Raw genomic sequence first — 25,537 nt, 5'->3', positions numbered from 1 at the left:
GACAAATTATTACTTTTTATTCTTTTATAATATATATATTAACTAATGGATATAAAATAACATATGAATTTTTAAAGTATTAATAAATATTATCAATAAAAAAAAGTGTCTCTAATCTTTTAAACATTCTTTCAGACACTTTTTTCTAATTTCTCTTTTATTTTATTATCTAACTTTTTTGCCAAGTTTAAATACTGATAAAACATCTGACATTACATCTATATTATCTATAGGATTTCCATTTACCACTATCACATCTGCTTTCTTTCCTTTTTCTAGAGTTCCATAATTTTTATCAATTCTTAAAAGTTCAGATGCAGTTTTTGTAGCTGCTACTATTACATCCATGTTATCCATACCATAATCTGACATTAATTTCATTTCATAATACGTCTTTCCATGTTCATTATAAGAAGTTCCTGCGTCAGAACCAACTGCAATTTTAATTCCTTTTTTATACGCTTTTAAGAATGATTCCTTATGAGGAATAGCAACAATTTCGCACTTTCTAAGAGTAGCCTCAGTTATTCCACTTTCTTTTCCTGCATTTAAAATAAAATATGGTGCAGCAACTGTTGGAACTAGATATGTTCCTTTTTCAAGCATCAAATCAATTATTTCATCATCTAAATAAACACCATGCTCTATAGAAGTAATACCTGCAAGAACTGCATTTTTTATACCAGTTCTTCCTTGTGCATGTGTAGCAGTTATTTTACCTGCTTTTATAGCTTCATCTACAGCAGCCTTCATTTCCTCTAAAGTCAACTGTGGTGAACCTGGCTCAACACCATCAGTTGTTACACCTCCAGTAGCCATTATCTTTACACAATCTACTCCATTTTTTAAAACTGTTCTAGCTGATTTTCTACATTCATCTACTCCATCACTTTCAATACCAAAATAGTATCCATGTCCTCCTGTCATACATATAACTGGACCTGAAGTAACTATACCAGGACCATCTATAGATCCTTTGTCTATAAGATTTTTAAGTTGTACATCCACATATTTCGGACAACCTAGACTTCTAATATATGTTACTCCTGAATCTAAATATGCATCAAGTTGTTTTATTGTATTTACTACAAGCTCTACATCAGATACATTCTCATAATAAACTTTTGGATTTCCTACTGGTTCCATTGTCAAATGCACATGACAATTCATAATTCCTGGCATAACAGTTTTATCTAGGTAATCATACACCTCATATCCACTTAAATCTTCTCTTATATCTTCAATTTCAAGTATAGTATCTCCATCAATAATTATACCTTTATTCTTCATAATACTATTTCCTGTTCCATCAATTAAATTTCCTGCTTTTATATACTTTTTACTCATTTTTAAATTATCCCCCTCTTCAAGTATAATGTATTATTTATTTATTATTTTTAATATTCTAATAATTAATTCTACCACTATATTACTATCATTTCAAATTTAAGTGAATTAAATATCAGATTAAACTAGAATATATTATAATATTAGAATATTTATAATATGTAAAAGATATTAATCAAATTGCTTTTATATCAATGCTAAAATAAGACAAGATAATCAAAATGTATATAATTATCTTGTTTTATTTTTATCTATTCATTTTTATATTTTACATGAAAAAATATCTAAATTTAAAGTTATTTGATTAATACTATTATTTAATTTGCTACAAAGAATAACTTATCTTGTAAACTTACATCTCCATTTATCAATTCAGCTTCATATACTGTTTTTTTAAGATTCATATCAAATACTTGAAATTTTATTGGCTTGGTTCCAACTATGTCAGAAGTAACTCCACTTCCTTTTTTCTCTCCTGAAATAGTTTCCTTTACACTTGAAATAGAGTATATTTTATCGTCTAATAACTTAACTTTCCTAACACCAGATAGTGCTTCATCATAATCTACTTTTAAATTATGCCTTTCATAATCTTCTAGTTTAATTTCATTAGAATCAACACTATAAACAAGATTAATTATAAAACGACTCTTATCTGTAACTATAATATTTAGTTTGTTATCTTTAACGATATAGTCTAACTTTGTTTTACTCAATAAGCCCATTTCCCCTTGGTCAGCATTTTTTTCTTTATTTAAATTATCCATAAACTTGTTACTTTTATCGAAAGAATTCTCTTCTATATCATACACAATGAAATCTGAATAATTATCATGCCCTTCAATGTCACCATTTATCTCTTTGTTGTTTAACCTCTCTAAATAAAGTTTACTTCCAATAGAAAATTTAATCTCATTAATATTTTGTTGGTATTTACTTTGTGAGTCTAAATTAAATCTATTTAATAATTTATAGGATTTATTTTTTATATCTACCTTTAATATACAAATATTATTGACTGTAACACCTGAAACATTTGTTTCACTAATCACCATATATAAATTTCCTCTATATATTTTGTTAAAAATAGTTTGCCAACTATTTTCTTTAAAATCAGATTTTTTTAAATCAATATCAAAATTTTCTTCTAAGCCACTTTTCAAATTTTTATTTGAAACTTTTATATAATCATTTAAATGGTTTCTTTCCTGTACTGAATTAGACTTAGTAGAAGTATATGCTACCCCTATATTCAAATCATCTTTATATATAAATTCGATTCCTTTACCATCAATAAAATCGCTGTATTTCTTATCAATATGCAAATAATCATTTCCAATTTTAGTTTTAGGATTTATATCATTTCTTGTCCCATTTTTACTTATGGTTACTTCTTCATAAGTATATCTACTTATATTTGGTGTATATACTAAACTAACTCTTCCTATATCCTTTAGATTACCATTTAAAGTTCTTATAGATAATTTATTTTTACTAAGACAACTCAATATCAAAGTCATAATAATCATTGATAAACATACTGTTATAAAACATATTGTATATTTTCCTAATTTCTTTTCTCTCATATATACACCTCCTAAAAGTCAATTTTATTATTTAAAAGTTTATTAGACATAAAACTACATACAAATATGCTCACACTTGAATATACTACAGTAAATACATTACTATATTCATAAGGTATAATAAACTCTACAAGAATTATAAATATTAGAATTTCTATAACTAAAAATAGAAAACTCATTAAAGCTCTCATCTTATACACAGATTTATTTATAAGAATTGATGTGAATACTACACATATAACTCCTATTAGTAAAAATACATATTCTACTAATAAGTTCTCAAAGCTGTATGGAAGTAAAATATTTAATTTATATATTGTTTCTTGTACAAAATTATAGTTTGCAATACTACCAAGCATATAATTAGGTAGTATTTTACTTGCAATAAATAAAGTTATTGTAAATAATATAGTGTAGCTATACACTAGAAACAATACATTTAATAATTTAGATATATAAATATTAATTTTATTCTTAGGAAGCATCACAAGTGTATATATGGATTTGCTTTTCATGTCAAAATCTCTATACCAAATAAAAAAAGCATAACAAATACACACAAATATCCCAAATAAAAAACATGATTGTATAGAACCCATTATGTTTCCAAAACTTGAAAACCCCATGACACTTACTGTTTCTATTGTCTTTCCTACTTTTGATAACTGCTCAGTTTTTACTGCATTTTCTATTATATAGTTATAATCATTTAAATTTTTCACTAGATTTAAAAATACAATAGAACAAAAACAACTTATTATAAATATATAATTTTTTATGTTTCTTTTTAAATCAAACTCAAATAACTTCATTAAATCCCTCATCAATTCACCTACTTTATTTCAAATTCTAAACTGCTATTTGAACTATTAAACTGTAATTCTCCCTTATACACTATTTCTTTCGAATTTTTATTTATTATATATAGAATAGTCTTATTGTCCCAGGGTAGTACGGAATTTGTTTTTGATGTACATACAATGATTTTATTTGAATCAATTTCAATGTTTCTGATGCTTCTTTCTTCTTTTTCATCCAAAACATATTTATCTTCAACTAAACTGCCATCTAGTATGTTATAAGTTATTAAATTTACCTCTTTACTTTTATTGGAATTATCTCTTTCTGACATTATCATATATAATTTACTATCTTTTAGCTTTGCTTTTTCCAAAGACATTCTATTATAACTTTTTAATTCTATTATTTTCTCTTTATTCTCTTTAACATTATACTCAAGTAAATTGAGCTTAGAATCAACATCATCCCATGTATTTGCATTTATCGCTTCTATCAAAATATACATTTTATCTCCATCTTTACTAGAATAACTTACATCAATACTCTGTATGTTGTTGTATTTTTCAAAAATATACTTGCTTATATTTATACTTTTTATCGTCTCTATTTTTTTACTTTTAGTATTAATCTTTATTATATCTATAGTATTCAAATCTTCTTCATTTTTTTCTGATGACTCATTTGGAGCATAAAGCACAGACACATATAAATCTTTTTTGTATCTTTTTGATGATAGCACTTTTACATGATACTCATCGATATCTTTATCTACTTTATATTTAGTTCTTATAAAATTATCCATATCTAGTTTTTCATATTCAACTTTTTTATCACTTCCTTCTGAAATAAATACACCTTTTTCTAGGTCTTCTTTTTTCTCATCTATAACAAAATTTATCCCTTTTGAACTAGATTTAGAATCATCACTTATTTCAAAACCAACATGAGCTATTGAATCCAAACCACTAGAGACATCGATTAGGTTATTCGTGTTCTCACTCTCTTTTATTGATTTTAATAATTCTGTTTTTTTAGTTTTATTGCTTCCATTTATTATATATCTTGAATTTATATATCCATTAAAATCATATCCAAAATATATGTTTATATAACCCAATTCATCTTGGTCACCTTTTATCGTTTTTATACTTAAATTGTTTTCATTGTTCAATAGGTCTATACTAAAATATATTGCTACTGCTAAAAATATAATAAGTATAGATATTTTAGATTTTAATTTCATGTCACACCTCCTAAATAGACAATTTCTTATTTATTAAGAAATAAGAGATTCCATTTAAAATAAACATTATAACTATAAAACTTAATACATAGTTACCTAAGGAATTAAGTTGTGTTCCAACAAATCCATAATACTTTCTAAACAAACTAATTATATTTATATATACTGTTGAAAAATATAACCCTGCCAAAATTATCAAGGTAATTAAAATCACATAAAATTTACCTCTGTAAGAAAATGTGAATAATATACAACTATTCAAAAAAGAAATAGCTACAAACAGTAAAAATACATAAATTGTTATGAAAGAAATAAAATCGATTGGAATACTTTTTAAATTTAAATAATATAAATCCTGAGCAAAGGACATATTAACTATTGGAGCATTTCTAAAAACAAAATTAAATATGTGTTTACATATAAATAATGTTGCTATCTGACTTATCAAAAAACCATATACCATTGTTATCAAAGTAATTGACTTAGATATACAAAGTTTAAATTTATTCTGAGGTAACATCATTAAAGTATAAATACTTTGATTTTTAGAAAAGAAATCTCTTTTCCACATAAAAATATAGTATGTAAACATTCCCAATATTCCATACAGTAAAATTGTTTGGATACATCTAAGATTGCCAATGATACCTATTCCATAAAATACACCTCCAAAATCCTCTATTGCTAAGTTTATAATAAATTTAGAGTTCTTAAATTTAATAATTTCAAATAAATTTAAGCCCAATGTAATTAAAGATAAAAAAGATATATAGGCTATATAAAACCTCTTATTTCTCCTTAAATCTACATTTATTAGACATAGAAGCTTATTCATTCTTATATACCTCCCTCATTTTATCTAATATAGACTTACCTTCTCTTTCTCTCAAATCTTCTGCATTAAATGATGTTATTACTTTACCTTCATCAAGAATTATAACTTCATCAACTAGACTTTCTATTTCTACTATCTCATGAGTGGTTATAATAATAGCTTGATTTTCTTTCATATACTGTGCTATCACTCCTATAAATTCTTCTCTTTTAAACAAGTCAATCCCTGTGAATGGTTCATCAAGTAATATATAGTCTGGGTCTTGACAAAATCCAAGAATTAATTTTACTCTTGCAATATTTCCTTTAGATAAATTGTCAATTAATTCATTTTCATTCAGTTTAAATATATCCATCATTTCTTTTGATTTTTCTTTATTCCATCTTGGATAAAAAATTTCCATAAATTCAAATGACTCTTTTATTGTTGTATTACTAAAGTGAGATTCTACATCTGGAACAAATGCAAGTTTATTATATATGTTTTTATTCATTTTTTCTCCATCTATTAAAATCTCTCCACTATCAATTTTTATAAGCCCTGCTATTGCTTTTAAAATTGTTGACTTACCAACACCATTTATCCCAAGTAAAGCTGTTATTTTTCCTTTTTCAATACTAAAGCTTACATTCTTTAAAGCATCTATTTTCTTTACTTTTAGTCCTTGCATTCTTTTATATGTTTTGCTTACATTTTTAATTTCTATCATATTAGTATCCTCCATATTTAATATGCTTGTACAATTAACCTTATAAGTTAAGTGTTTATATTTATTAAAAAACTAATATCTATCTTCTATTATCTTTAAAACTTCTTCTTTAGTAACATTTATTGCCTTCATATCTTCTATAAATACAACTAAAGATTCATTTATTAACTCTAGTTTTAAATTTTTTAATATATTTTCATCAACTGTCACGCTACTCTGATAGTTTTTAAAAGTATTTATTATATTCATATCACCCATCTCCTTATATGCCCTTTGAACAGTATTTAAATTTACTTTTAAATTAAGTGCCATTTCTCTTCTTGATGGTATTGTTTCTCCTGGTTTTAATTCTCCTGTTACTATTTGTCTCTTTATATGCTTTATTATTTGCAAATAAATTGGAGATGTATTATCTAATTCAAAATTCATACTTCCTCCTATTCTAGTGTATTAATACGATAATACACTTTTTCTAAAAAAATACACTTCTACTTTAAATTTTATTTTATATTTCGTTAAGTGTATTATACGATTAATACACTTAATTTGTAAATACTTTTTAATAAATTATTTGATTTTAATTTATTAAATCATTAAAATCAAAATTCAAATAATAAGTTTACAAAATTGAGCATCAAATGAGAGGATATATATTTTATGTTATGTTAGACTTGAAAACAAACAAGGTAAGGTTATATCATCAATGAATCAAAAATCTTATATTGTACTAATACTTAATGGGTTAATTAAACCATTATAAACATACCTAAGGAGGAAAACAAATGAATTATAAAATTGAAATTAAAAACATCGAATCAGTCACAGCAGCTACTATGAGTTACAATGGACCCATGACTGAAGCAACAAAATATTTTCCAAATGTATTTAAATCTATAAAAGGAAAATCAAATGGTGCACCATTCTTTTGTTACCATAATGTTGACCAAGAAACTGGCATAGGAAAAATGGAGTTATGTGTACCAACTTCTGAAACTCCAAATCGTATGGGTGTAACAATAAAAGAGTTTCCTAAAACAAAAGCTTTGTTTTTTACCCACATTGGTTCATATAACAATTTGCCGAAAACATATGAAATGATATTTAAATATATTCATGAAAATAATCTAACAATAAAAACTCCTTGGAGAGAAGTATTTATTAAAGGACCAGGTATGCTAATAAAAGGTAATCCAGATAAATATATTACAGAAATCATATTTCCACTTAAAGAGGAGGAATAATACATGTTGGCAATCGAAATCAACAATTTAGTAAAACAATATAAAAATGGTGTAAGAGCTTTAAATGGTCTAAGTTTTAGTGTAAAGACTGGAGAAATATTTTCTTTACTTGGTCCAAATGGTGCTGGTAAATCTTCGCTTATCAATATTTTGACCACTTTTTATAAGCCTACAGCGGGTAATGTAACGATGCTTGGAAAAGACTTAATAAATAATCCATCTTGGATACGCACTCAAATTGCTTGTGTAGCACAACAAGTATCTATTGATGAACACCTGTCTCTCATGGAAAACATGATATTCCAAAGCAAAATGTATAAAGTGGAACCACAAGTTGCAAAAGAAAGAATAAACTCTTTAATTGAAAAATTTGAGTTAACTAGTTACTTAAAGTATCCTACTTCATCTTATTCTGGTGGAGTAAAACGTAGATTAGATATAGCTATGAATATGGTGTCGTCTCCTAAGATTCTGTTTTTAGATGAACCTACTGTTGGTATGGATGTAGATTCAAGAAAAGCTATGTGGGATATGCTACTAAAAATTAGAGATGAATATGGTACAACTATTTTTCTAACTACTCATTATCTTGAAGAAGCTGAACAGCTAAGTGATAATATCTGTATTATGAAAAATGGAAAAGACTTGGCACAAGGAACACCATCTAGTTTACGTAATTATATTAAGCAAAATATACTTCGTATCGCATTTCATGATATTGAAGATATAAAAAAATATAAGAATGATATTAAAAATGCTTGCTTAGTTAAATTTATGAATATACATGAAAATTCTCTTTTCATAAGTGTAGAAGAAAGTAGAACTTCACTTACGTTAATAAATAAATTTCTTTTAGAGCATAATATAAAGTTTGATGCGATAGAAATTGTAGAGCCAAGTCTTGAAGATGTTTTTTTAGCATTAACAAGTTCTAATAAAGATTTAAAGGAGGAATGGAAATGTTAAATATCTTATGGCGTAATATGAAATGGCGTTTTAAAAATCCAATTTCATTTGTAGTTACTATATTACAACCTCTTCTTTGGCTTATACTTTATAGCTCTGTCGCAAACCAAACTATGAGTGATATGAATGTCGATAATTATACAGCTTTTATACTTCCAGGTATAATTGTATTGGTTATCTTTTCATCATGTAGTAGTGGTGGTATCATCAATTTTATAATGAAAAATAGTGGGAGTTTTTATAGAGTTTTAATTGCACCTATTAGTCGATATTCCATTGTCTTTGGTCAGTTACTAGAAGCTATCCTAGTGTCTTTTATTGAAGTAGCAATTTTATGCATAGTAAGCATATTCTTTTCAGTAAAAATAGCATCTGGTATTGGTGGAATTGCTATAATGATAGTATTGATATTTATGACAGCCTTTTTTTTATCAAGCCTAGCTTATGCTATAAGTCTATTATTACCAAATGAAATAATTTATGAAACAATTATGACTGCCATTGTACTTCCTATTTTCTTTTTAAGCTCTGCTCTCTTCCCTGTTGAAGATTTATCTGGAGGATTAAAAATAGCAGTTATGCTCAATCCATTTACCCATGTTATTAATACTTTACGTAGTCTAATATTTGGTGAAACCATTCTAGTTGGAGATATACTACCTGTTATAGTGTTATTTTTAATATTGTGTTGTGGAAGTTTCGCACTTGCTATGTGGAGACTGAAAAAAGAAATGGTAAGTTAATTTTTGAAGATAATGTGTGTAGATTTGTAAAAAACTAATCTATTATATATACACTAAAAAAGTGGTGTTCCAAAATGATTAATTAAAATCATTTTGAGACACCACCTTTATAATTCATGCTACTTAAGTGTATATTTATAAATTTATACAAGAAACTATAAACTAAAGTACTTATATGTATAATTACTTATTAAACTTCTTACTACCTAACTTCATGTGGAACTTAGTATCTTTTGGAATACTTGGGTTTATACCTCTTAATGTAGGTATTTCTCCACATATCAATTGTATAGGTACTATGAAGTTAAACGTTTGATAGTAAGGATTATCTATAATATCTGCCTTTAAATTTTTATCTTCTTCTGCAACATCTCTACCTATGACAAATACATTGTCTGTCCATCCAGAAAGTACTTCAACCATCTTAGTTACTCTAGGTTCTCTTCCTGTATCTAGTATAAATATAGTAGAATCACTATTTATAGCATTGTATACACCATGTATGAACTCTTCAAACTCATATCCAGTTACAGGAATTCTCATTGTCTCTAATAATTTTAATGCTGACTCTAATGTATCTCCATATATATCAGAGTGACCTACTACTCTTATTTCTTTAGCGTTAACTAACTTTTCTTTGTTTCTTTCAATCCATTGCTCAGATGATTTATATACTGATTCAAATCTATCTATTGCATCCAATATCTTATTTATCTCTTCATTGTACTTTTCACTAGATATTATTCCCTTTTCTCTAGCTATTTGAAGACCTAATAACATTAAATTTAACTTTGTACAATAAAAGCCTTTTGTTTTAGCACCAGATTTTTCTTCACCACAATTCACTGTTAATATATAGTCAGAAATCTCATCTATTAGAGCATTTTTACAGCCTGCCATAGATGCTATTTTACAACCCTTGTCTTCAGCTAACTTCATAGCATTATATGCAGAATAACTACTTCCACCTTGAGATATTCCCACCACTAAAGTATTTTTATTATCAAATTTAAATGTATCTTCAGTTATCATAAATGGATACTTTTCTACAACATCTATGTCTAATAAATTTTGCAAATATGGTTGTACTTGCAATCCTGAGTGATAACTAGTACCTGAACCTGTTATTATAATCTTTTTTATATCTTCTTTCTTAATTTCATTAAATAAACTATCTGCATTAGATATCATTTCTCTCATTTTTGCTGGTGTTTCTAACATATAATCTTGTATTCTCATTTTGTATGCCTTCCTTATTCATATATTTAATAAATTATAATTTTCTTTCTATAATAACCCTATTGCATGTAAAGCAATTCCTCCAACTATAATGCCTAGAGTTAACTTTGTTACACTTACCTTTCGCTTTAGCATGTAATATATTACAAATGCAAAAGCTAAAGGTAACATGTTAGGTATTATTTTATCTAATATATCTTGTAAAACCACTTCTGCACCATTTAAATTAAATTTTAGTGGAGTAGTTATACTCAACATTGTTGCAACCATTCCTCCTACAACGAATAAACCAACAGTTGTAGCCATAGACATTATTTTCTCCATAAGCCCTTCTCTTTGTATTCTTTCAAGTGAATTTACTCCGACTTTATATCCATATTTAAGTCCAAGTATTCTTAGAGCAAATGCTGGGATATTATACAACAGTAAGAATAATAGCGGGCCAAATATATTTCCTTCTTTTGCAAGTGATACTCCTATTCCAGCAGCTATAATTCTAAATGTTCCCCAAAATAGTGAATCCCCAATTCCTGCAAGAGGTCCCATAAGAGCTGTTTTAACAGCACTGATTGAGTTTTCATCAAATTCTGAATTATTAGCATTCTCCTCTTCCATAGCTGCTGTTATACCTAATATAGCAGGAACTACTACTGTGGTTGTATTAAAAATTTCTAAGTGTCTTTCTATCGCTTTTGCTTGATTTTCTTTTTTATTATATAACTTCTTTATTGCAGGTAACATTGCATAACAATAACCTAAGTTTTGCATTCTTTCATAATTGAACGCACCTTGAAGAGCAAATGAACGCCAAAACATACTTCTTAATTCTTTTTTTGTTAGTTTATTCAAAGTCAATCTCTCCTTCCGTTAAAATATTAGTTGCTACTTGAGGATTTTGACTATTTTCTTTGTTATTAATATAAAAGTTTAATATAACTGCTACACAGACTCCAAACAACGCTATTGCAGTTATATCTAGTCCAACATAAGATGCTAAGAGGAATCCTATAAAGAAAAATACAGACATCTTTTTTGAAAGTAGCATATCCATAAGTAGTGCAAATCCTACTGCTGGTAACAATGTTCCTGCAACACCTAATCCATCTAATATAACTTTAGGTATTGCATTTATTAATGTTGTAACTTTATCAGCACCAATCATAATTGCTAAAAATGTTGGAACTGAAGTACTTAAAAAGAATAATACTACTGGTATCCACATCATTATAGTAACCTTTTTAAAGTCAGCTTGTTTAGCATAAAAAACTGCCTTTTGAGAAAAATATGAGTTTACTATTCTAACCAATACTCCAAGAGATTGTGCTAAAACTGCTACTGGCACTGCTACAGCTAGAGCAACTTCTGCACCATTTCCTGATAATATAGCAAACGCTGTACCTAATACACCACCTGTTACTACATCTGGAGGAGTAGCTGCACCTATTCCTGCAATTCCCATCCAAATTAATTCAAGTTGTGCACCAATCATAATTCCTGACTTTATATCTCCTAAAACTAATCCTACTAATGCCCCTGTAACTATTGGTCTATCAAACATAGACTGACCAAATATACGTCCATCTAATATACCAAAGCCTGCTATAATAGCTAACATAATAGCTTGTACTAACATAGTGAACCTCCCTCTTAATTTACATTAATTACATCACACTTTTGATTTCATTTTTATTTTCTAATAGTTCATTTACATGAACTATTCCATTTCTCGCTTCCTCTAAACCTGATTTAGCTAATAGCTTTGCATCCTCTTCTGTTGATAAAAGAATAGCCAAAAGCATTGGTAAATTTACTCCTGTCAATAACTCAAATTTAAACCCTTGTAAGAGTAAATTAGTACATATGTTTGCTACACTTCCACCAAATATATCTGTTAGTATGATAAGTTCTCCATTATTTTTGTTATTTGATAATATACTTATCATTTCTTTCTCAGCATCGTCTGCTGATTTATCTTTTGTCATACAAAAGTACTCAACATTACTTAATGAACCAATTATTAATTTACTTGTCTCAACAAGCTCCTTAGATAATTCTCCATGTGTTGCAATTAAAAAATTTTTCATTTTCTTTCTCCCAAATTATTTTATTAAGTCTGATAATTTTTTCTTTTTGTCTCTAGGTAACATTCTAAATTCTATATCAATTCCTAAATCAGTTATTTCTTTAAAATTGTTTATATCATTATCATCAACAGCAACTAAGTCTGTCAGCTTCTTCTTTCCTTCCTCGTATCTTAATCCACCTACATTTATTTCTTTTAAAACTCCTCCTGAGTTTTTAGCTACATCTAAAGCATCTTTTGTATTTTTTACTAATACTAATACATTACTTTTCTTTGAAGAAGCAAATTTTTCTACTATTTCTCCAGATTCCTCTACCCCCCTTATATATAAAGTTACATTGCTAGGCTTAGCTAAATTTAATGACATGGCTTTCATTTGATCGTTTTTTGCTTCATCATTTGCAACTAATATTACATTTATACCTAATGATGTTGTCCATCCATATGCTACCTGACCATGTATTAGTCTGTCATCAATCCTCATTAAAGATATCATTTTCCTCAAATCCTCCATTATATATTAAAATTTTTATTTTTTATCCTCTTGTTTATTTATAAAAGCAAAAAGCATGCCAACTAGTGGCATACTTTTTTTCAATTTTATTTATTTATTTTTTAATACTGTATTTTACTGAAGTGGACCATAAATAATATTATAGATATATCCGATTTCTGAAATAGATATTTGCACACTATAGCTCTTTTCTAGCACACTAAATGCATTTTTTATTAGTTTAACTTCACTGTGATGGTTTTTAATTAATAAATTCATATCAGTATATTCTTCAATCTCAGCTTGTCTAACCAATCTTTCAATCATACAACTTAAGTGAACATATAAAGCAATTTTTTTATCATTAGGAAGTTTTTTCTTTTGATTATTTTCTATAGCATTGATTCCTTCTTCTATTCTCTCTATTATTTTTTTTGAGTCTAAAATAGTCAGACTATCTATTACTCTAATCAGAGAAAAATTCTTTATGATAGAATCATTTATGTTTTTGATTTTTTCACTTTCTACTACTTTACTAAATATTCTAAAGACATCATCTTCTCCTTTTCCTGATATTATATCCTCTAGTAGTATGAAATCTACTCCATTTACATTTGGATTAGCAGTTCCTACTATGGCCAATACATCATACATTTTAAAAAGTGGATCTTTATCTCCCATAGAAACAAGACTCTCATAATCGTGCGGTATTATCTTAACATCAACTATCCCCATTAAGCTTTCTGAAAGTAGATGTTGGATTTTTATAGCAGTACCTATCCCAGTAAAACAAGAAGATACTATAGCATACTCTTTATTTTTTTGAGGATAATACAATTGTATGTTGGGTTTAATTTCTTCATCCATAATTTCTGCTATATCTTCAATGTTTTTACCTTGCATTAATAAATTACCTACCTCTAGTGCAAAAATAGTGGATATTTGGTCTATAAACAACATTGGACTACTTATTTTACTTTTTAAATCTTCATATATCAGATTAAGAGCGCCCATATCAAATAACACAACTAGTCCATTTTTTATCCTATCTCCTTCTAAGTATCTAGACATTTGATTTGATACATCAGCAATTGTCGCATCTATAGGCATATCTATAGCTGTAAATACATTTTTACCCAACATACGATTACATACATTTGCCATACTACTAGCAGTAGCATACCCATGTGCTATAATCATTGCATTAACTTTATTAGACTTCATTCTTATAACTGTCGACTTAATAAATATAATCATTATAATTATATCTACATTATTAAGATACATATCCAATCTATTTGCTATTAATGTCGATACTTTATTTACTATAGAGTATTCTTTGTAATTTTCTTTCTTTAAATATGTTAGTAATTTACTTTGTAAGATTTTACATTCATCAGACAATTGATAAGACTCATCCTTCAAATAAAGATACGAAGAAAATGCTAATACATTATTTCCATCATATTTTATATTGTTGTTAACTTCTAAATTTCTAAATATATCCTGCATTATAGATATTATAAGCTCCATAAGTACATTTTTATTTTCATCATTATTTGAAAAAACTAGGTTATCCATTAACCTAATCATTAAGTTTGAGCTCTTTTCACTAAATATCTCTTTTGTTATTTCTTTTTTTTCTAGTCTATCAAAATAATCTAAACACTTTGTAAGACTTTGATATATTATATTTCTTTTATTTCCTTCATCTGATGTCTCAATATTAAATTGTTTAGGAGAAAACACAATACTTTTGCTTTTAGCACTTTGGAACTGAAATATATCTACATTTTCTATATAAATATTTCTAGGAAGGTCTTGAAGTGTAACAAAAATATTTCCATTTCTTTTTTGGTTTTTTGCATATGCCCTTCCACATGCATATTTTATTACATTTTTACATTCACCTATATTACCTTTGAATTTTATCTTTAAAATCGTATTTAATGTAATTTGAGTTATCTCTATAGGTAAACCAAGCACCTTACTTTCCTCATATATAAAATGTTCTATAATCTTCCTTTTTTCAATAGTTCCTCTTTCCTCTATATTAGGAACATAAATATTTATAGGTATTCTTCTTAAAAAAGTCTGCAAAAACTCAGATAAGCTTTCTGTTGTAGCAAATACTAGCCTTACCTTAGCACTTCTATTTACTCCATTCTCTCCAATTCTAGAAAATGTACCTGTATCCATAAATGTAAATAACTTTTCCTGACCTTCACTGTTTAATCTATGTACCTCATCTAAAAATAATATACCACCATCAGATTTCTCTATTAACCCAGCTCTAGATTCATTTGCTCCAGTATAAGCCCCCTTGACATGTCCAAATAGTATACTTGATAATAACTCTGGATTATTATAGTACTGTGCACAGTTTAGTACATTATATGGAGCATTTTTTTCTAATATATTACTACTTACACTATACTTATATATTACCTTCGCTAAAAAAGTTTTACCTACACCACTTTCACCTGTTAGCATTATTGTAAGTCCATCATTTGGATAAAGTACAGCGGTTTTTATTTGCTCTATTGCCTCCTTTAGGCTACTTTCATGACCTATAATACTGTTAAATACAATCTCCTGCTTTAATAATTTACACTCATTACTAAGTTCATCAACACTTTCATAAATACTTTTTTTCGTAGGACCTATTGCATCATTTATCTTATTTTTTGGTAGAAAGATAACAGGTCTACTATTTATCTTTATAAGATTATCAGACTTTACCAAATCATTTAATAATCTGCTTGATTGAGTTCTACTTAAATTAAACTTTTTTACTATATCTTCTGTTACTATACCACTTTGTTTTTTAAGTTCATCAAAATTGTCAAATAATACCTTTTCATTTATAAAACGTAAAATTTCATTCTTCATAATCAACCTCCAATATAAATGTCAATGATACCAGTATATCCTTTATATATTAGTGAAAAAATAAATTATATTCTTTTATTCTAATAAATAGTACTGCACTAATTTCATACAATCAAATCCAATTATTACCATATAAATTGATAAACGAGTAAATAGAAGTGTATTTTGAATAGATTAAAATCTAAATGGATAAGTATATAATCAGTGCAAATTTAGGAATAATTTACATATAGAAACAACTCTACCTTATATTCTCCTTTATTAATTTTTTTCTAGAAATAATTTTTTTCTAAGTTAATTATATATTAAGAGTCTATGAAGATGAACAATTTAAATCAGCCTTGTTGAAAATAAAAAAATTTGAAAAAGAACTATAAAATATAAAAAGTGAACTCTATATCATAGAGTTCACTATCAGTGATTAATTTAATTTAGTATTTCTAGTACTGCATTTAATACAGCATGACCATTACAAGTACCATAGTTTACCATATCTATTATAGCTACTGGAGCTTTATCTCCAACTATAGATTTTACATCATCAAACATAAATCTAAGCTGTGGCCCAAGAAGCAAAATATCAAAATTACCAAGTTCTGATTTTATATTTCCCTCTCCAACTGCCCATATTTTACAGTCTATATCTCTTTTCTTTGCATCTTTCTCCATTTTATTTACCAATAAAGTAGAAGACATACCGCCAACACACACTAATAATATCCTAATCATTAATATCTCCTTTTAATCAAATCTACATATATTTTGATTAAAAAGTATATGTAGAAAAGTTTACATTTATAACTTCCTATATTTTACTTTTAAATTATATCAAATTTTTCCAATTTTTTCACTACCTTAACTCATTTTATATTTTTAATGTCCACTTTTCTACTTCTTCAGAAATATTTTCAGATTTTAATACAGCAGATATTATAGCATATCCATCACTATTTAAGCACTTAAGTTTATCTACATTATCTAGTTTTATCCCACCAATCAATACAAATGGTATATCTATCTTTTCTTTAATTTCTTTGACAGTTTCAAATGATGCGGATTTAGCATCCAGTTTGGTAGATGTTGTAAATATAGACCCTATACCTAAATAGTCTGCACCATCATTTTTTGCACAGATAGCTTCTTCTAAAGTTCTTGCTGATACACCTAGTATTTTATCTTTCCCTATAAGCTTTCTAACTTCCTTTGCATCAATGTCACTCTGTCCTACATGCACTCCATCTGCATCACAAATAATTGCTATATCTACTCTATCATTTATTATAAACTTAACACCATGTTTTCTAGTTATTTCCCTTAGCTTTATAGCCTTTTTTAAAAATTCTTTTCCAGAAGCATTTTTTTCTCTGAGTTGCACCGTTGTTATTCCAGAAACAATTGCATCTTCAATACATTTATAAAAATCTCTACCTTCTAGCATTTCAGAATCAGTCACTAAATATAACTTTAAGTCTTTTTTTAAACATTCTTTATCTATCATTTACAGCCTCCTGTTGACCATTTATTCATTTAAAAATTCAATATTAGAGTTTTTACTTATAATCTCTTCATCCATTTGATAAATAGAATTCATTAGATTTTCTTTAAATGTACCTATTGGTGGATTATTTAAATTAGCCAGCTCCCCACTTAACGACATTGTAAGTACACCCATTGTAGCTGCTTCTAATTTATTTTTAGTCACAGCCATAAAACTTGCAATCAAACTAGCAGTCATACACCCTGTGCCTGTAATACCTTTTAATTTATCAGTTCCATTATTTATTTTATATGTATTCTTACTATCAGTTATTATATCTATTTTTCCAGTTGCTGCAACTATACATTCAAGCTTTTCAGAAACTTTTTTTATTATATCAGTAGAATCTTCTTCATCATCAAAGGAATCTACACCTTTACCCATTACATCAAAGCCACCTATAAATTTTATTTCTGCTATATTCCCTTTAACCACATCAAATTTAACTTCATTTAAAAGCTTATTTGTAAGTTCTGCTCTGGCTTTACTTGCAAAGACTCCCACTGGGTCTAAGATAACAGGTTTATTGTATTTATTTGCAGCCTTTCCAGCCAATAAAAACAAATCTAATATATTTGAATTCATAGTTCCTATATTTATAACTACAGCATTTGCTATACTTACCATTTCTTCTACTTCCTCATATGAAAAACTCATAAGAGGGCTTGCACCTATAGCTAAAGTTACATTAGCACAATCATTTATTGTTACATTATTAGTATAGTGAATTACTAATGGGTTTACTTTTTTTACATCTTCAATTAAATTATACATATTCTACCTCCATAAAATTTTATTATTCAAACTTATAAAAATGATGTACTGGGCCTACTCCATGACCTATATCAAAACTATTTTTTATTGCTTCTGTTATATAAATTTTACTTAATTTTATTGATTCTTTTATTTCATAACCTAATGCAAGGTAAGATGTTATTGCAGAAGATAATGTACATCCTGTTCCATGTGTATTTTTTTTATCAATTCTTTCACTTTTATACACTTCAAATATATTTTTACCAACTAAAATATCCACTGCTTCTCCATCTAAATGTCCACCTTTCATAAGAACAAATTTAGGTCCAAGCTCTAATATTTTCTTTCCTACTCTATTCATATCATCTACATTATGTATTTTTATTCCTGTAATTTCTTCTGCTTCTGGAATATTTGGTGTAATTATATATGCAAGTGGTATTAAATACTTAATTAGATTTTCCTTTGCTTCTGGTTTTAATAAATAATATCCACTTTTAGATATCATTACAGGGTCTACTATTAAATATTCTGGATTATATTTTTTTAAATTTTCAACTATTTCAAGTATAATTTCTGGGCTTGAAACCATTCCTATTTTTACTGCTCTTGGAGGTATGTCATCAAATACTGCCTCTATTTGTTTTTTTATTATACTTTGGCTTAAATCTTCTACAGCAAAAACTCCTTGAGTGTTTTGTGCCGTTATAGCTGTTATTACGCTCATTCCATATGTGCCAATTGCACTAAAAGTTTTCAAATCAGCTTGGATTCCAGCTCCTCCAGATGAATCTGAACCAGCTATTGTAAGTGTTGGTATTTTGTAGTTACTCATTTATACCCTCCTAAAAATTTAATTTAAATAGATTAACTAAAAAAGCTATACCTACAATAGGTATAGCTTAGAAATTCGCATATATCACAAATAATACATACTTAAGTTTTATACTAAGCTTTCCTACGCTGGCATTATCCAGTTCAGGTGTAAGGGTCGGTATTCCTCTCAGCTCTTGGCTCCCCTAGCTATTTTAATTTATTATATTTATAACTTCATTATATTACAATAGTATTTATTGTCAAGTTTTTACACTGTATACACTTATTTACAATATAATTAAAGACACTTACTTCAGTTCTTTTATCTCTTCTCCAATAATATAATTTTCTTTATTGTCAATTGAATCTATAAGTATATTGGGATTTTTTATTATAGATAATTTTTTATCCCTAGTTAACTTTTTTATATAGTATTCTAATTTCATTGCATTACTTTTTGTATTTGTTACAAAATAAACCTCTAACTTTTTAAATCCCCTTGCTCTTGTATACTTTGAATTAATTCCTGACTTATGCTCATTCATTCTTCTTTCTATATTGCTAGTATATCCAGTATATAGAGAATCATCTTTGCACCTTATAATATATGTAAAATACATCTTAATTCACATCCTTAAATTAAATATATAAACATTATATTATAAAATAAAAAAAACTGCTGTAAATTTTATATATTGGTCAGCTATAACAATAACTCAAATGTAAATTCGTAAAGTAGATTCTAAAAGTATTTGACGCTAAATTTTGACATATTAATAACATATTTATTCTTCTAACAAAAAATTCACAAATATAAAAAATAAAATTTTCAAAAAAATTATAATTTTCAAAAAAATAAATTGACATATATAAAAAAATTATGATAACCTAATAAAAAGGGGGCAATGATTATGGAAAACAATTTAATTATAGCTAAAAGCAATAATATTGAATTATCACAAAAGAACTTATTTAAAGTCAATTTACAGATAGGTGTAGACTTTACACTTTTGTCAAAATCACTTAAAGCCTTTTATAAAAAAGAAGAAGATTTTTATTGCATTGCTCTTGCACCATGCAATGTATCTGATGAAAAAGCAAGCAAGAAGATAAATATTCCTGAGATGATAAAAGAAATTAATACTTTAATTGAAAGTGTGACTGATAAAAGTGAACTTTTAAGTGAAGAAATATTTACAAACAATCTATCAGAATTTTTCGACGAATCTTTAGATAACATTTATATAGAGTTAAGACAAGCATATCTATATCTTAAGAAGAATACAAATAATCTTGATATAGAAAACTCCATTGAATATGTATTCGATGTCAGTATAAGTAATAAAACAAAAATGAAAGAAAATCCACTAATTAACTTTAATTCACTTTCTTTAGTGGTATGGAGTGGTGAAACAAAAAATATTTTACATCAAATGAACATTTTAGATTTAGAAAATATTCACTCCTCTTTTTCAGAAAACGATGCAAATATGACTTTTTATCGAGATGATAGCCTCAAATATGAAGTTAACAAAAACAGTAAAAATATAAGAGAAAGTAATATAGATATAATTGAACAAATGATTATACTTCCGGATAATTCAGACTATGATAAAGATGAAGTTGAAAACATGAAAAACAGACTTTCAAACATAAATGGAAAATATCTACAAACACTTAAAGAAAAAGATATAATTATAAAATTAATAAATTCAAATTTAACTGATGAACCAGAATTTAGTGATTTAAAACACCAATTACCTCCATGCTGGGTAAGATCAGGTAAAACTTGGAAAGATGTACCTGGGGTATATAGAAACAACTCTATTGTGGCTAAAATAGGTTATAGTAACCCTAGTTATGCAAATGTTCATTCAGCTAAAAATTTGGAATTACATGAAACTGCACATGCTATAGATAAAAATGTATTAGACAAAAAATCAAATTCAGAAGAATTTATGGAAGTGTTTATTCAAGAAAGGTATAAACTTTATGACCCTAAACAAGTTGCACATGCATATATTAGTAAATTCCCAGAAGAATTTTTTGCGGAATCATTTGTGCATTATTATCTTGATGAAGACTCAAAAAATATATTGAAAGAAAATTGTCCTTTAACATATAATTTTCTTGAAGAATTAGAACTAAGCTATGAAACACATTAATACTTAATAATATATTTCTATTTAATAAAGTACTCTTTATAAAAGACTTTTTGATATTTATGTTATAATATTTCTAATGGTTATATTTTAAAATAGTTTATGTAGCCCATAATTTAAATAAATAATAAAAAGGATGAAGAGTTATGAAATTAAACAGAAACGATGCTTGTTGGTGTGGAAGTACTAAAAAATATAAAAAATGTCATATGGATATAGATAATAAAATAAATTCATTTGCTCAGCTAGGTCATATTGTACCTACTCATGACATCATAAAAAATACAACACAAATTGAAGAAATTAAAAAAAGTGCTGTAATAAACACAAAGATTTTAGATTATATTTCGGACAAAATTAAAGTTGGAATGTCTACAGAAGATATAAATGAATTAGTCCATAACTTTACATTAGAAAATGGAGCTATTCCTGCACCACTAGATTATAATGGTTTTCCTAAAAGTGTATGTACATCAATAAACAATGAAGTTTGTCATGGTATCCCAAGTAAAGACATCCTATTAAAGGATGGAGATATTATAAATGTAGATGTGTCTACTATTTTTAATGGATATTACTCAGATGCTTCAAGAATGTTTATGGTAGGAAATGTTAAAGAAAATGCAAAAAAATTGGTTCAAGTTACTAAAGAATGCATTCAAAAAGGTCTTGAAGCTGCTAAACCATGGGGATTCTTGGGTGATATAGGTGATGCTATTAATTCTTATGCAAAAGAAAATGGATATTCTGTTGTTAGAGAAATTGGTGGGCATGGAGTTGGACTAAGTTTTCATGAAGACCCATTTGTAAGTTATGTTTCTAAAAAAGGAACTGAAATGTTATTGGTTCCTGGAATGATATTTACTATAGAACCTATGGTAAATGAAGGAACTCATGAGATTTTTGTTGATGAAGAAAATGATTGGACTATCTACACAAAAGATGGTAAATTATCTGCTCAATGGGAGTTCATGGTTTTAGTTACAGAAACAGGAATTGAAATTTTAACTCAATAAAATATAAAAGCCTATAAAGATTGAGCTTTCAATCTTCATAGGCTTTTCTTTTGTTAATGCACATCTATTGCATCAACTGGACAGCTTTCTCTAGCCTCTTTTGCTGATTCTTCAGCATCACTTGGTATTTCATCAACTATAACATGTGATTTTCCATCATCAGCCATGTCAAATACTTCTGGGCATATTGATGGACATAATCCACAACCTATACAAGTATCTTGATTAACATTTGCTTTCATAATAAAATCCTCCTAGATGTTACAAATTTAAAATTTTTGTTTACCAACGATTGGCGAACTAAAACTTTGACCTTCAGTTCTTTTTTATTATGTCCTCAAATTTGAAAATAATACCTTTTCAAAATAAATTTTATAAAATTTATTAGTTGTGTTATGATTATTTTTCTTTATAATCTGATAAAACCTCGTCCATTGTATAAAACTTAATCTATTATTTCTATATTTTCTAATGCCCTATAAAACATATTAGTATCATATACTTTTTAAGATAAATATTACTACTCAATATCTTTTTTAATCTCAACAATATCTTCTATGTTACAATCTAATGCCAAACATATTTTTTCCATTGTAGCCATAGAGACAACTTTATCCTCGTTCAATTTACTAATACTTGAACTTCCTAGTCCTGTCATTTCTTTAAATTCCATTTTTTTTATTTTTTTATCAATTAATAATTTCCATAAGCGATTGTATGAAATCATTTTATCACCTCTTTTAATTTATTTTATCATAATTAACCCATTAAGGGCAATATTTCTCTTTTATAGTTAATTTTTCTTGACTTTATTATGAAATAGTAATATTATTAAATTAACCTTAAAGGGTTAATATTAACTACTTAAGGATTGGAAAGCATAGTATGGCACCTTGTTTTAATGCTGAAGGCTTAGTTATAGAAGATAAAGAAAATGTATCTACTGCAGAAAAATATTTCGTAATAAGCAGATACTATGATGATGGCAAAACTATTGCTTTTATAGAAATAAATAACACTAAATACAAGACTGAATGTGTTAGAAACTTTGACCAGTATGTAGACGAATTTTTTACTTTGGAAGCGCTTACAAGAATGCCTTAGTGCTTAAGGGGTGATATAGATGTGTTTTAATACTTACATACTGAAAAGAGTTTTAAACAACAAGTAACTAGAATTAACTCGTAGTTTTGACCTAGATAATCTTATTGATACTGCAACAGAGATTTTGAAAAATAATAAGATTAATTTGATAATTATTGATGAAGTAAACAAGGTTGTTTGGAAAAATGAAAAAAGCACTCCCGCTCATGAGAATGCTTAGTTATAGCTATAGAAGTGTACTACCAATACACTTCTATTTTTTTATTATATCATATAATTTTGTGTATGAAAAAGACTCATTTAAATCAATTTTAAGATGTGTTAAGCAACGCTCTTGATAGTTTTATACATTAATAAATATATAATATAATTATAACATGTCTTATGTTTTAGTATAATAATTTTCGTTCGTTTTATTATTACAACTTCTACTATAGTTTTATATAACCTGTTAATATTTGTAATATTTTAGATACTCTTTATACTTACATTGCTGCTATACTTTTATTAAGAAAATTAATACAATATGAATTTGTTATTATAGAAAAGAAAGTAATATGTTAAAGGAGGTTTTTGTATTGAAATTACAAGAAAAATGGATTGATTTATTAAATCCAAGATATATTGAAAATGAAGAAAAAAGAAAGAAAATACAGATTATAATATTTTTTTCTATAACTTTTGGCTTAACTTATTTATTAGGTTTTCTATTATATTTCAATAAGTTTATTGACCCAGGAAATTTTGCATCATTCATAATGATATTGCCTTTATCTTCTGTCGCTATTGCAAAATTTTACTCAGAAGGAAAAACTAATAATGAGTATAAGTTTTATTCATTAGTAATATTACTTTTTCTTAGTTATTTTTTATTATTTATTGCTAAATCATTTAACTTAATAAACCTCAATCAATCTCAATTAGTGAATTCTATATTAATTTTAATAAGCAGTTTATATCTTATTATTTATTCTTTTAAATCAAAAGAACTGTATATTCTAAAAAATGTAAGAACAGGTGCTTTATTAATTATCTACTTTATATTTTCTCAAGTTATCCTTGGATTAATAATAAGTAGAAATAATCTTAATTATAATGGTATTTTATTTTATCTGAACCTTACTATAATATCATTAATATATATTTATCCTTTTTTGTCTGAAGAATATGGCTGGAGATGTTTTTTACAAAGTATTTTCTTTGATAAATTTGACAAAAAAATAGGTGTTATAATTGTAGGTGTTTGTTGGAGTTTATGGCATTTACCTCTACAATTTACATTCTATAGTCCAGATGCTCCAATACTGGGAATTGTAATTCATTTAATTTATGGAATCGGACTTTCTATATTTTTAGGTTATGTTTATTTGAAAACTAAAAATATATGGATTTGTTCTATAATTCATGCTTTAGTTAATAGTTTAGATGTTATTTGTAATAGTTCTGAAATGCCACTTAGCTATTATGTTATTTTAGAGAGACTTATATTTGTATCACTATTTTATCTTCCTTTCCTCTTTACAAAAGAATATAAACAACATACATAAAAAAATTATTATGCTAAAGGAGGTATATACTATGAACTTTGGAAATATCAATCTTATACTTATTGGAGTAGGAATTATAATATTAACTACAATAATATCTTTAATTAAACCTAAAACTAGTTTTTGCAGTGAAAAATATTTTAATAAATTAGAATCAACGTATGGAAATATAGATAAGAAAAGAACTGTTGAACTAGAAATACTTTCTCGCTATGTAATGGGTCTTGAATATATAGCAATAGGTTTATTCACAAGAAAATTAGACATTACAATAATAGCAATGATAATAGCGGCCATTATAACAACAGTATTATATTATCTAATTAGAAAGAAATATATAGCTATATAAAATCTAATAGGATTAATAGCAAAAGAAGGTAACAACTAACTAGTTGCTACCTTCTAAAATATACCTGATTTT

28 protein-coding genes and 1 riboswitch are annotated in these 25,537 nt (G+C 26.7%); of the genes, 8 read left to right on the top strand and 20 right to left on the bottom strand.

The window, feature by feature from the left end:
- Window positions 1–165 precede the first annotated feature (165 nt).
- The 7 genes from IC174_RS06130 to IC174_RS06100 form a co-directional block, all read right to left on the bottom strand.
- On the bottom strand, window positions 166–1,347 hold the full coding sequence (locus IC174_RS06130; protein ID WP_227482399.1) for a metal-dependent hydrolase family protein: 1,182 nt from the start codon (window positions 1,345–1,347) through the stop codon (window positions 166–168).
- 317 nt (window positions 1,348–1,664) lie between these two features.
- Window positions 1,665–2,933 (bottom strand): hypothetical protein, encoded by a 1,269-nt coding sequence (locus IC174_RS06125; RefSeq protein ID WP_227482398.1) that lies wholly within the window; start codon window positions 2,931–2,933, stop codon window positions 1,665–1,667.
- 11 nt (window positions 2,934–2,944) lie between these two features.
- Window positions 2,945–3,745: a hypothetical protein gene (locus tag IC174_RS06120; protein WP_227433057.1), complete on the bottom strand. Its 801-nt coding sequence runs from the start codon at window positions 3,743–3,745 to the stop codon at window positions 2,945–2,947.
- A gap of 20 nt (window positions 3,746–3,765) precedes the next feature.
- Window positions 3,766–4,977: a hypothetical protein gene (locus IC174_RS06115; RefSeq protein ID WP_227482397.1), complete on the bottom strand. Its 1,212-nt coding sequence runs from the start codon at window positions 4,975–4,977 to the stop codon at window positions 3,766–3,768.
- 10 nt (window positions 4,978–4,987) lie between these two features.
- A complete protein-coding gene (locus tag IC174_RS06110; protein WP_227482396.1) occupies window positions 4,988–5,812 on the bottom strand; it encodes an ABC transporter permease in 825 nt (274 codons plus the stop codon).
- Window positions 5,805–6,521 carry an ABC transporter ATP-binding protein gene (locus tag IC174_RS06105; RefSeq protein WP_227433054.1) on the bottom strand — a complete coding sequence of 239 codons (717 nt, stop codon included), beginning with the start codon at window positions 6,519–6,521 and terminating at the stop codon, window positions 5,805–5,807. Before IC174_RS06105 ends, IC174_RS06110 begins: the two co-directional genes overlap by 8 nt.
- 72 nt (window positions 6,522–6,593) lie before the next feature.
- Complete coding sequence (locus IC174_RS06100) at window positions 6,594–6,950, bottom strand: GntR family transcriptional regulator (RefSeq protein WP_227433053.1); 357 nt, start codon at window positions 6,948–6,950, stop codon at window positions 6,594–6,596.
- A gap of 353 nt (window positions 6,951–7,303) precedes the next feature.
- On the opposite strand from IC174_RS06100, the gene IC174_RS06095 reads away from it, so the two are divergent.
- The 3 genes from IC174_RS06095 to IC174_RS06085 are packed head-to-tail and all read left to right on the top strand — an operon-like array spanning window position 7,304 to window position 9,471.
- Window positions 7,304–7,762, top strand: coding sequence for a GyrI-like domain-containing protein (locus IC174_RS06095; RefSeq protein WP_227482395.1), 459 nt, complete (start codon window positions 7,304–7,306; stop codon window positions 7,760–7,762).
- Between the two features lie 3 nt (window positions 7,763–7,765).
- Entirely contained in the window at window positions 7,766–8,728 is a 963-nt protein-coding gene (locus IC174_RS06090; RefSeq protein WP_227482394.1) for an ABC transporter ATP-binding protein, read from the top strand.
- Complete coding sequence (locus IC174_RS06085; RefSeq protein ID WP_227482393.1) at window positions 8,722–9,471, top strand: ABC transporter permease; 750 nt, start codon at window positions 8,722–8,724, stop codon at window positions 9,469–9,471. The genes IC174_RS06090 and IC174_RS06085 overlap by 7 nt, the downstream gene beginning before the upstream one ends.
- Window positions 9,472–9,654: 183 nt before the next feature.
- Here IC174_RS06085 and IC174_RS06080 read toward each other — a convergent pair whose 3' ends face one another.
- From IC174_RS06080 to IC174_RS06030, 11 genes are all read right to left on the bottom strand, one after another.
- On the bottom strand, window positions 9,655–10,710 hold the full coding sequence (locus tag IC174_RS06080; protein WP_227482392.1) for an SIS domain-containing protein: 1,056 nt from the start codon (window positions 10,708–10,710) through the stop codon (window positions 9,655–9,657).
- Between the two features lie 48 nt (window positions 10,711–10,758).
- Window positions 10,759–11,559 (bottom strand): PTS system mannose/fructose/sorbose family transporter subunit IID, encoded by an 801-nt coding sequence (locus tag IC174_RS06075; RefSeq protein WP_227433047.1) that lies wholly within the window; start codon window positions 11,557–11,559, stop codon window positions 10,759–10,761.
- The gene (locus IC174_RS06070; protein WP_227433045.1) at window positions 11,552–12,343 is read right to left on the bottom strand and encodes a PTS mannose/fructose/sorbose/N-acetylgalactosamine transporter subunit IIC; all 792 of its coding nucleotides are present in this window, start codon (window positions 12,341–12,343) and stop codon (window positions 11,552–11,554) included. Before IC174_RS06070 ends, IC174_RS06075 begins: the two co-directional genes overlap by 8 nt.
- 28 nt (window positions 12,344–12,371) lie before the next feature.
- Window positions 12,372–12,794, bottom strand: a complete 423-nt coding sequence (locus tag IC174_RS06065) for a PTS sugar transporter subunit IIA (RefSeq protein WP_227433043.1) — start codon at window positions 12,792–12,794, stop codon at window positions 12,372–12,374.
- A 15-nt stretch (window positions 12,795–12,809) separates the two neighbouring features.
- Entirely contained in the window at window positions 12,810–13,289 is a 480-nt protein-coding gene (locus tag IC174_RS06060; protein ID WP_227433042.1) for a PTS sugar transporter subunit IIB, read from the bottom strand.
- A gap of 132 nt (window positions 13,290–13,421) precedes the next feature.
- A complete protein-coding gene (locus IC174_RS06055) occupies window positions 13,422–16,178 on the bottom strand; it encodes a sigma 54-interacting transcriptional regulator (protein ID WP_227482391.1) in 2,757 nt (918 codons plus the stop codon).
- Between the two features lie 426 nt (window positions 16,179–16,604).
- Window positions 16,605–16,907, bottom strand: coding sequence for a PTS sugar transporter subunit IIB (locus IC174_RS06050; protein WP_227433038.1), 303 nt, complete (start codon window positions 16,905–16,907; stop codon window positions 16,605–16,607).
- Between the two features lie 136 nt (window positions 16,908–17,043).
- Window positions 17,044–17,676, bottom strand: a complete 633-nt coding sequence (gene thiE, locus IC174_RS06045) for a thiamine phosphate synthase (RefSeq protein ID WP_227482390.1) — start codon at window positions 17,674–17,676, stop codon at window positions 17,044–17,046.
- Between the two features lie 21 nt (window positions 17,677–17,697).
- Window positions 17,698–18,489 carry a hydroxyethylthiazole kinase gene (thiM, locus tag IC174_RS06040; protein WP_227482389.1) on the bottom strand — a complete coding sequence of 264 codons (792 nt, stop codon included), beginning with the start codon at window positions 18,487–18,489 and terminating at the stop codon, window positions 17,698–17,700.
- 22 nt (window positions 18,490–18,511) lie between these two features.
- Entirely contained in the window at window positions 18,512–19,306 is a 795-nt protein-coding gene (gene thiD / locus IC174_RS06035) for a bifunctional hydroxymethylpyrimidine kinase/phosphomethylpyrimidine kinase (RefSeq protein WP_227482388.1), read from the bottom strand.
- 103 nt (window positions 19,307–19,409) lie between these two features.
- Window positions 19,410–19,502, bottom strand: a riboswitch (TPP riboswitch).
- Between the two features lie 93 nt (window positions 19,503–19,595).
- Window positions 19,596–19,907 carry a GIY-YIG nuclease family protein gene (locus IC174_RS06030; RefSeq protein WP_227433034.1) on the bottom strand — a complete coding sequence of 104 codons (312 nt, stop codon included), beginning with the start codon at window positions 19,905–19,907 and terminating at the stop codon, window positions 19,596–19,598.
- A gap of 291 nt (window positions 19,908–20,198) precedes the next feature.
- Between IC174_RS06030 and IC174_RS06025 the strand changes: the two genes are divergently transcribed.
- Both IC174_RS06025 and IC174_RS06020 read left to right on the top strand, forming a co-directional pair.
- Window positions 20,199–21,452: an anthrax toxin lethal factor-related metalloendopeptidase gene (locus IC174_RS06025; RefSeq protein WP_227482387.1), complete on the top strand. Its 1,254-nt coding sequence runs from the start codon at window positions 20,199–20,201 to the stop codon at window positions 21,450–21,452.
- A 143-nt stretch (window positions 21,453–21,595) separates the two neighbouring features.
- Entirely contained in the window at window positions 21,596–22,465 is an 870-nt protein-coding gene (locus tag IC174_RS06020) for a methionyl aminopeptidase (protein ID WP_227482386.1), read from the top strand.
- Window positions 22,466–22,518: 53 nt separating this feature from the next.
- Here IC174_RS06020 and IC174_RS06015 read toward each other — a convergent pair whose 3' ends face one another.
- Both IC174_RS06015 and IC174_RS06010 read right to left on the bottom strand, forming a co-directional pair.
- Window positions 22,519–22,707 carry a ferredoxin gene (locus IC174_RS06015; protein ID WP_227433029.1) on the bottom strand — a complete coding sequence of 63 codons (189 nt, stop codon included), beginning with the start codon at window positions 22,705–22,707 and terminating at the stop codon, window positions 22,519–22,521.
- 278 nt (window positions 22,708–22,985) lie between these two features.
- Window positions 22,986–23,192 (bottom strand): helix-turn-helix domain-containing protein, encoded by a 207-nt coding sequence (locus IC174_RS06010; RefSeq protein ID WP_227433028.1) that lies wholly within the window; start codon window positions 23,190–23,192, stop codon window positions 22,986–22,988.
- A gap of 158 nt (window positions 23,193–23,350) precedes the next feature.
- Here IC174_RS06010 and IC174_RS06005 point away from each other — a divergent pair, with 158 nt between their 5' ends.
- From IC174_RS06005 to IC174_RS05995, 3 genes are all read left to right on the top strand, one after another.
- Window positions 23,351–23,569, top strand: a complete 219-nt coding sequence (locus IC174_RS06005; RefSeq protein ID WP_227482385.1) for a hypothetical protein — start codon at window positions 23,351–23,353, stop codon at window positions 23,567–23,569.
- Window positions 23,570–24,147: 578 nt separating this feature from the next.
- The gene (locus IC174_RS06000) at window positions 24,148–25,116 is read left to right on the top strand and encodes a CPBP family intramembrane glutamic endopeptidase (protein ID WP_227482384.1); all 969 of its coding nucleotides are present in this window, start codon (window positions 24,148–24,150) and stop codon (window positions 25,114–25,116) included.
- A 31-nt stretch (window positions 25,117–25,147) separates the two neighbouring features.
- On the top strand, window positions 25,148–25,465 hold the full coding sequence (locus tag IC174_RS05995) for a hypothetical protein (RefSeq protein WP_227482383.1): 318 nt from the start codon (window positions 25,148–25,150) through the stop codon (window positions 25,463–25,465).
- Window positions 25,466–25,537: the final 72 nt, after the last annotated feature.

This window comes from Clostridioides sp. ES-S-0001-03 (assembly GCF_020676075.1).
Classification (GTDB): Bacteria; Bacillota; Clostridia; order Peptostreptococcales; family Peptostreptococcaceae; genus Clostridioides.
This window is presented reverse-complemented; position numbering and strand designations above follow the sequence as displayed.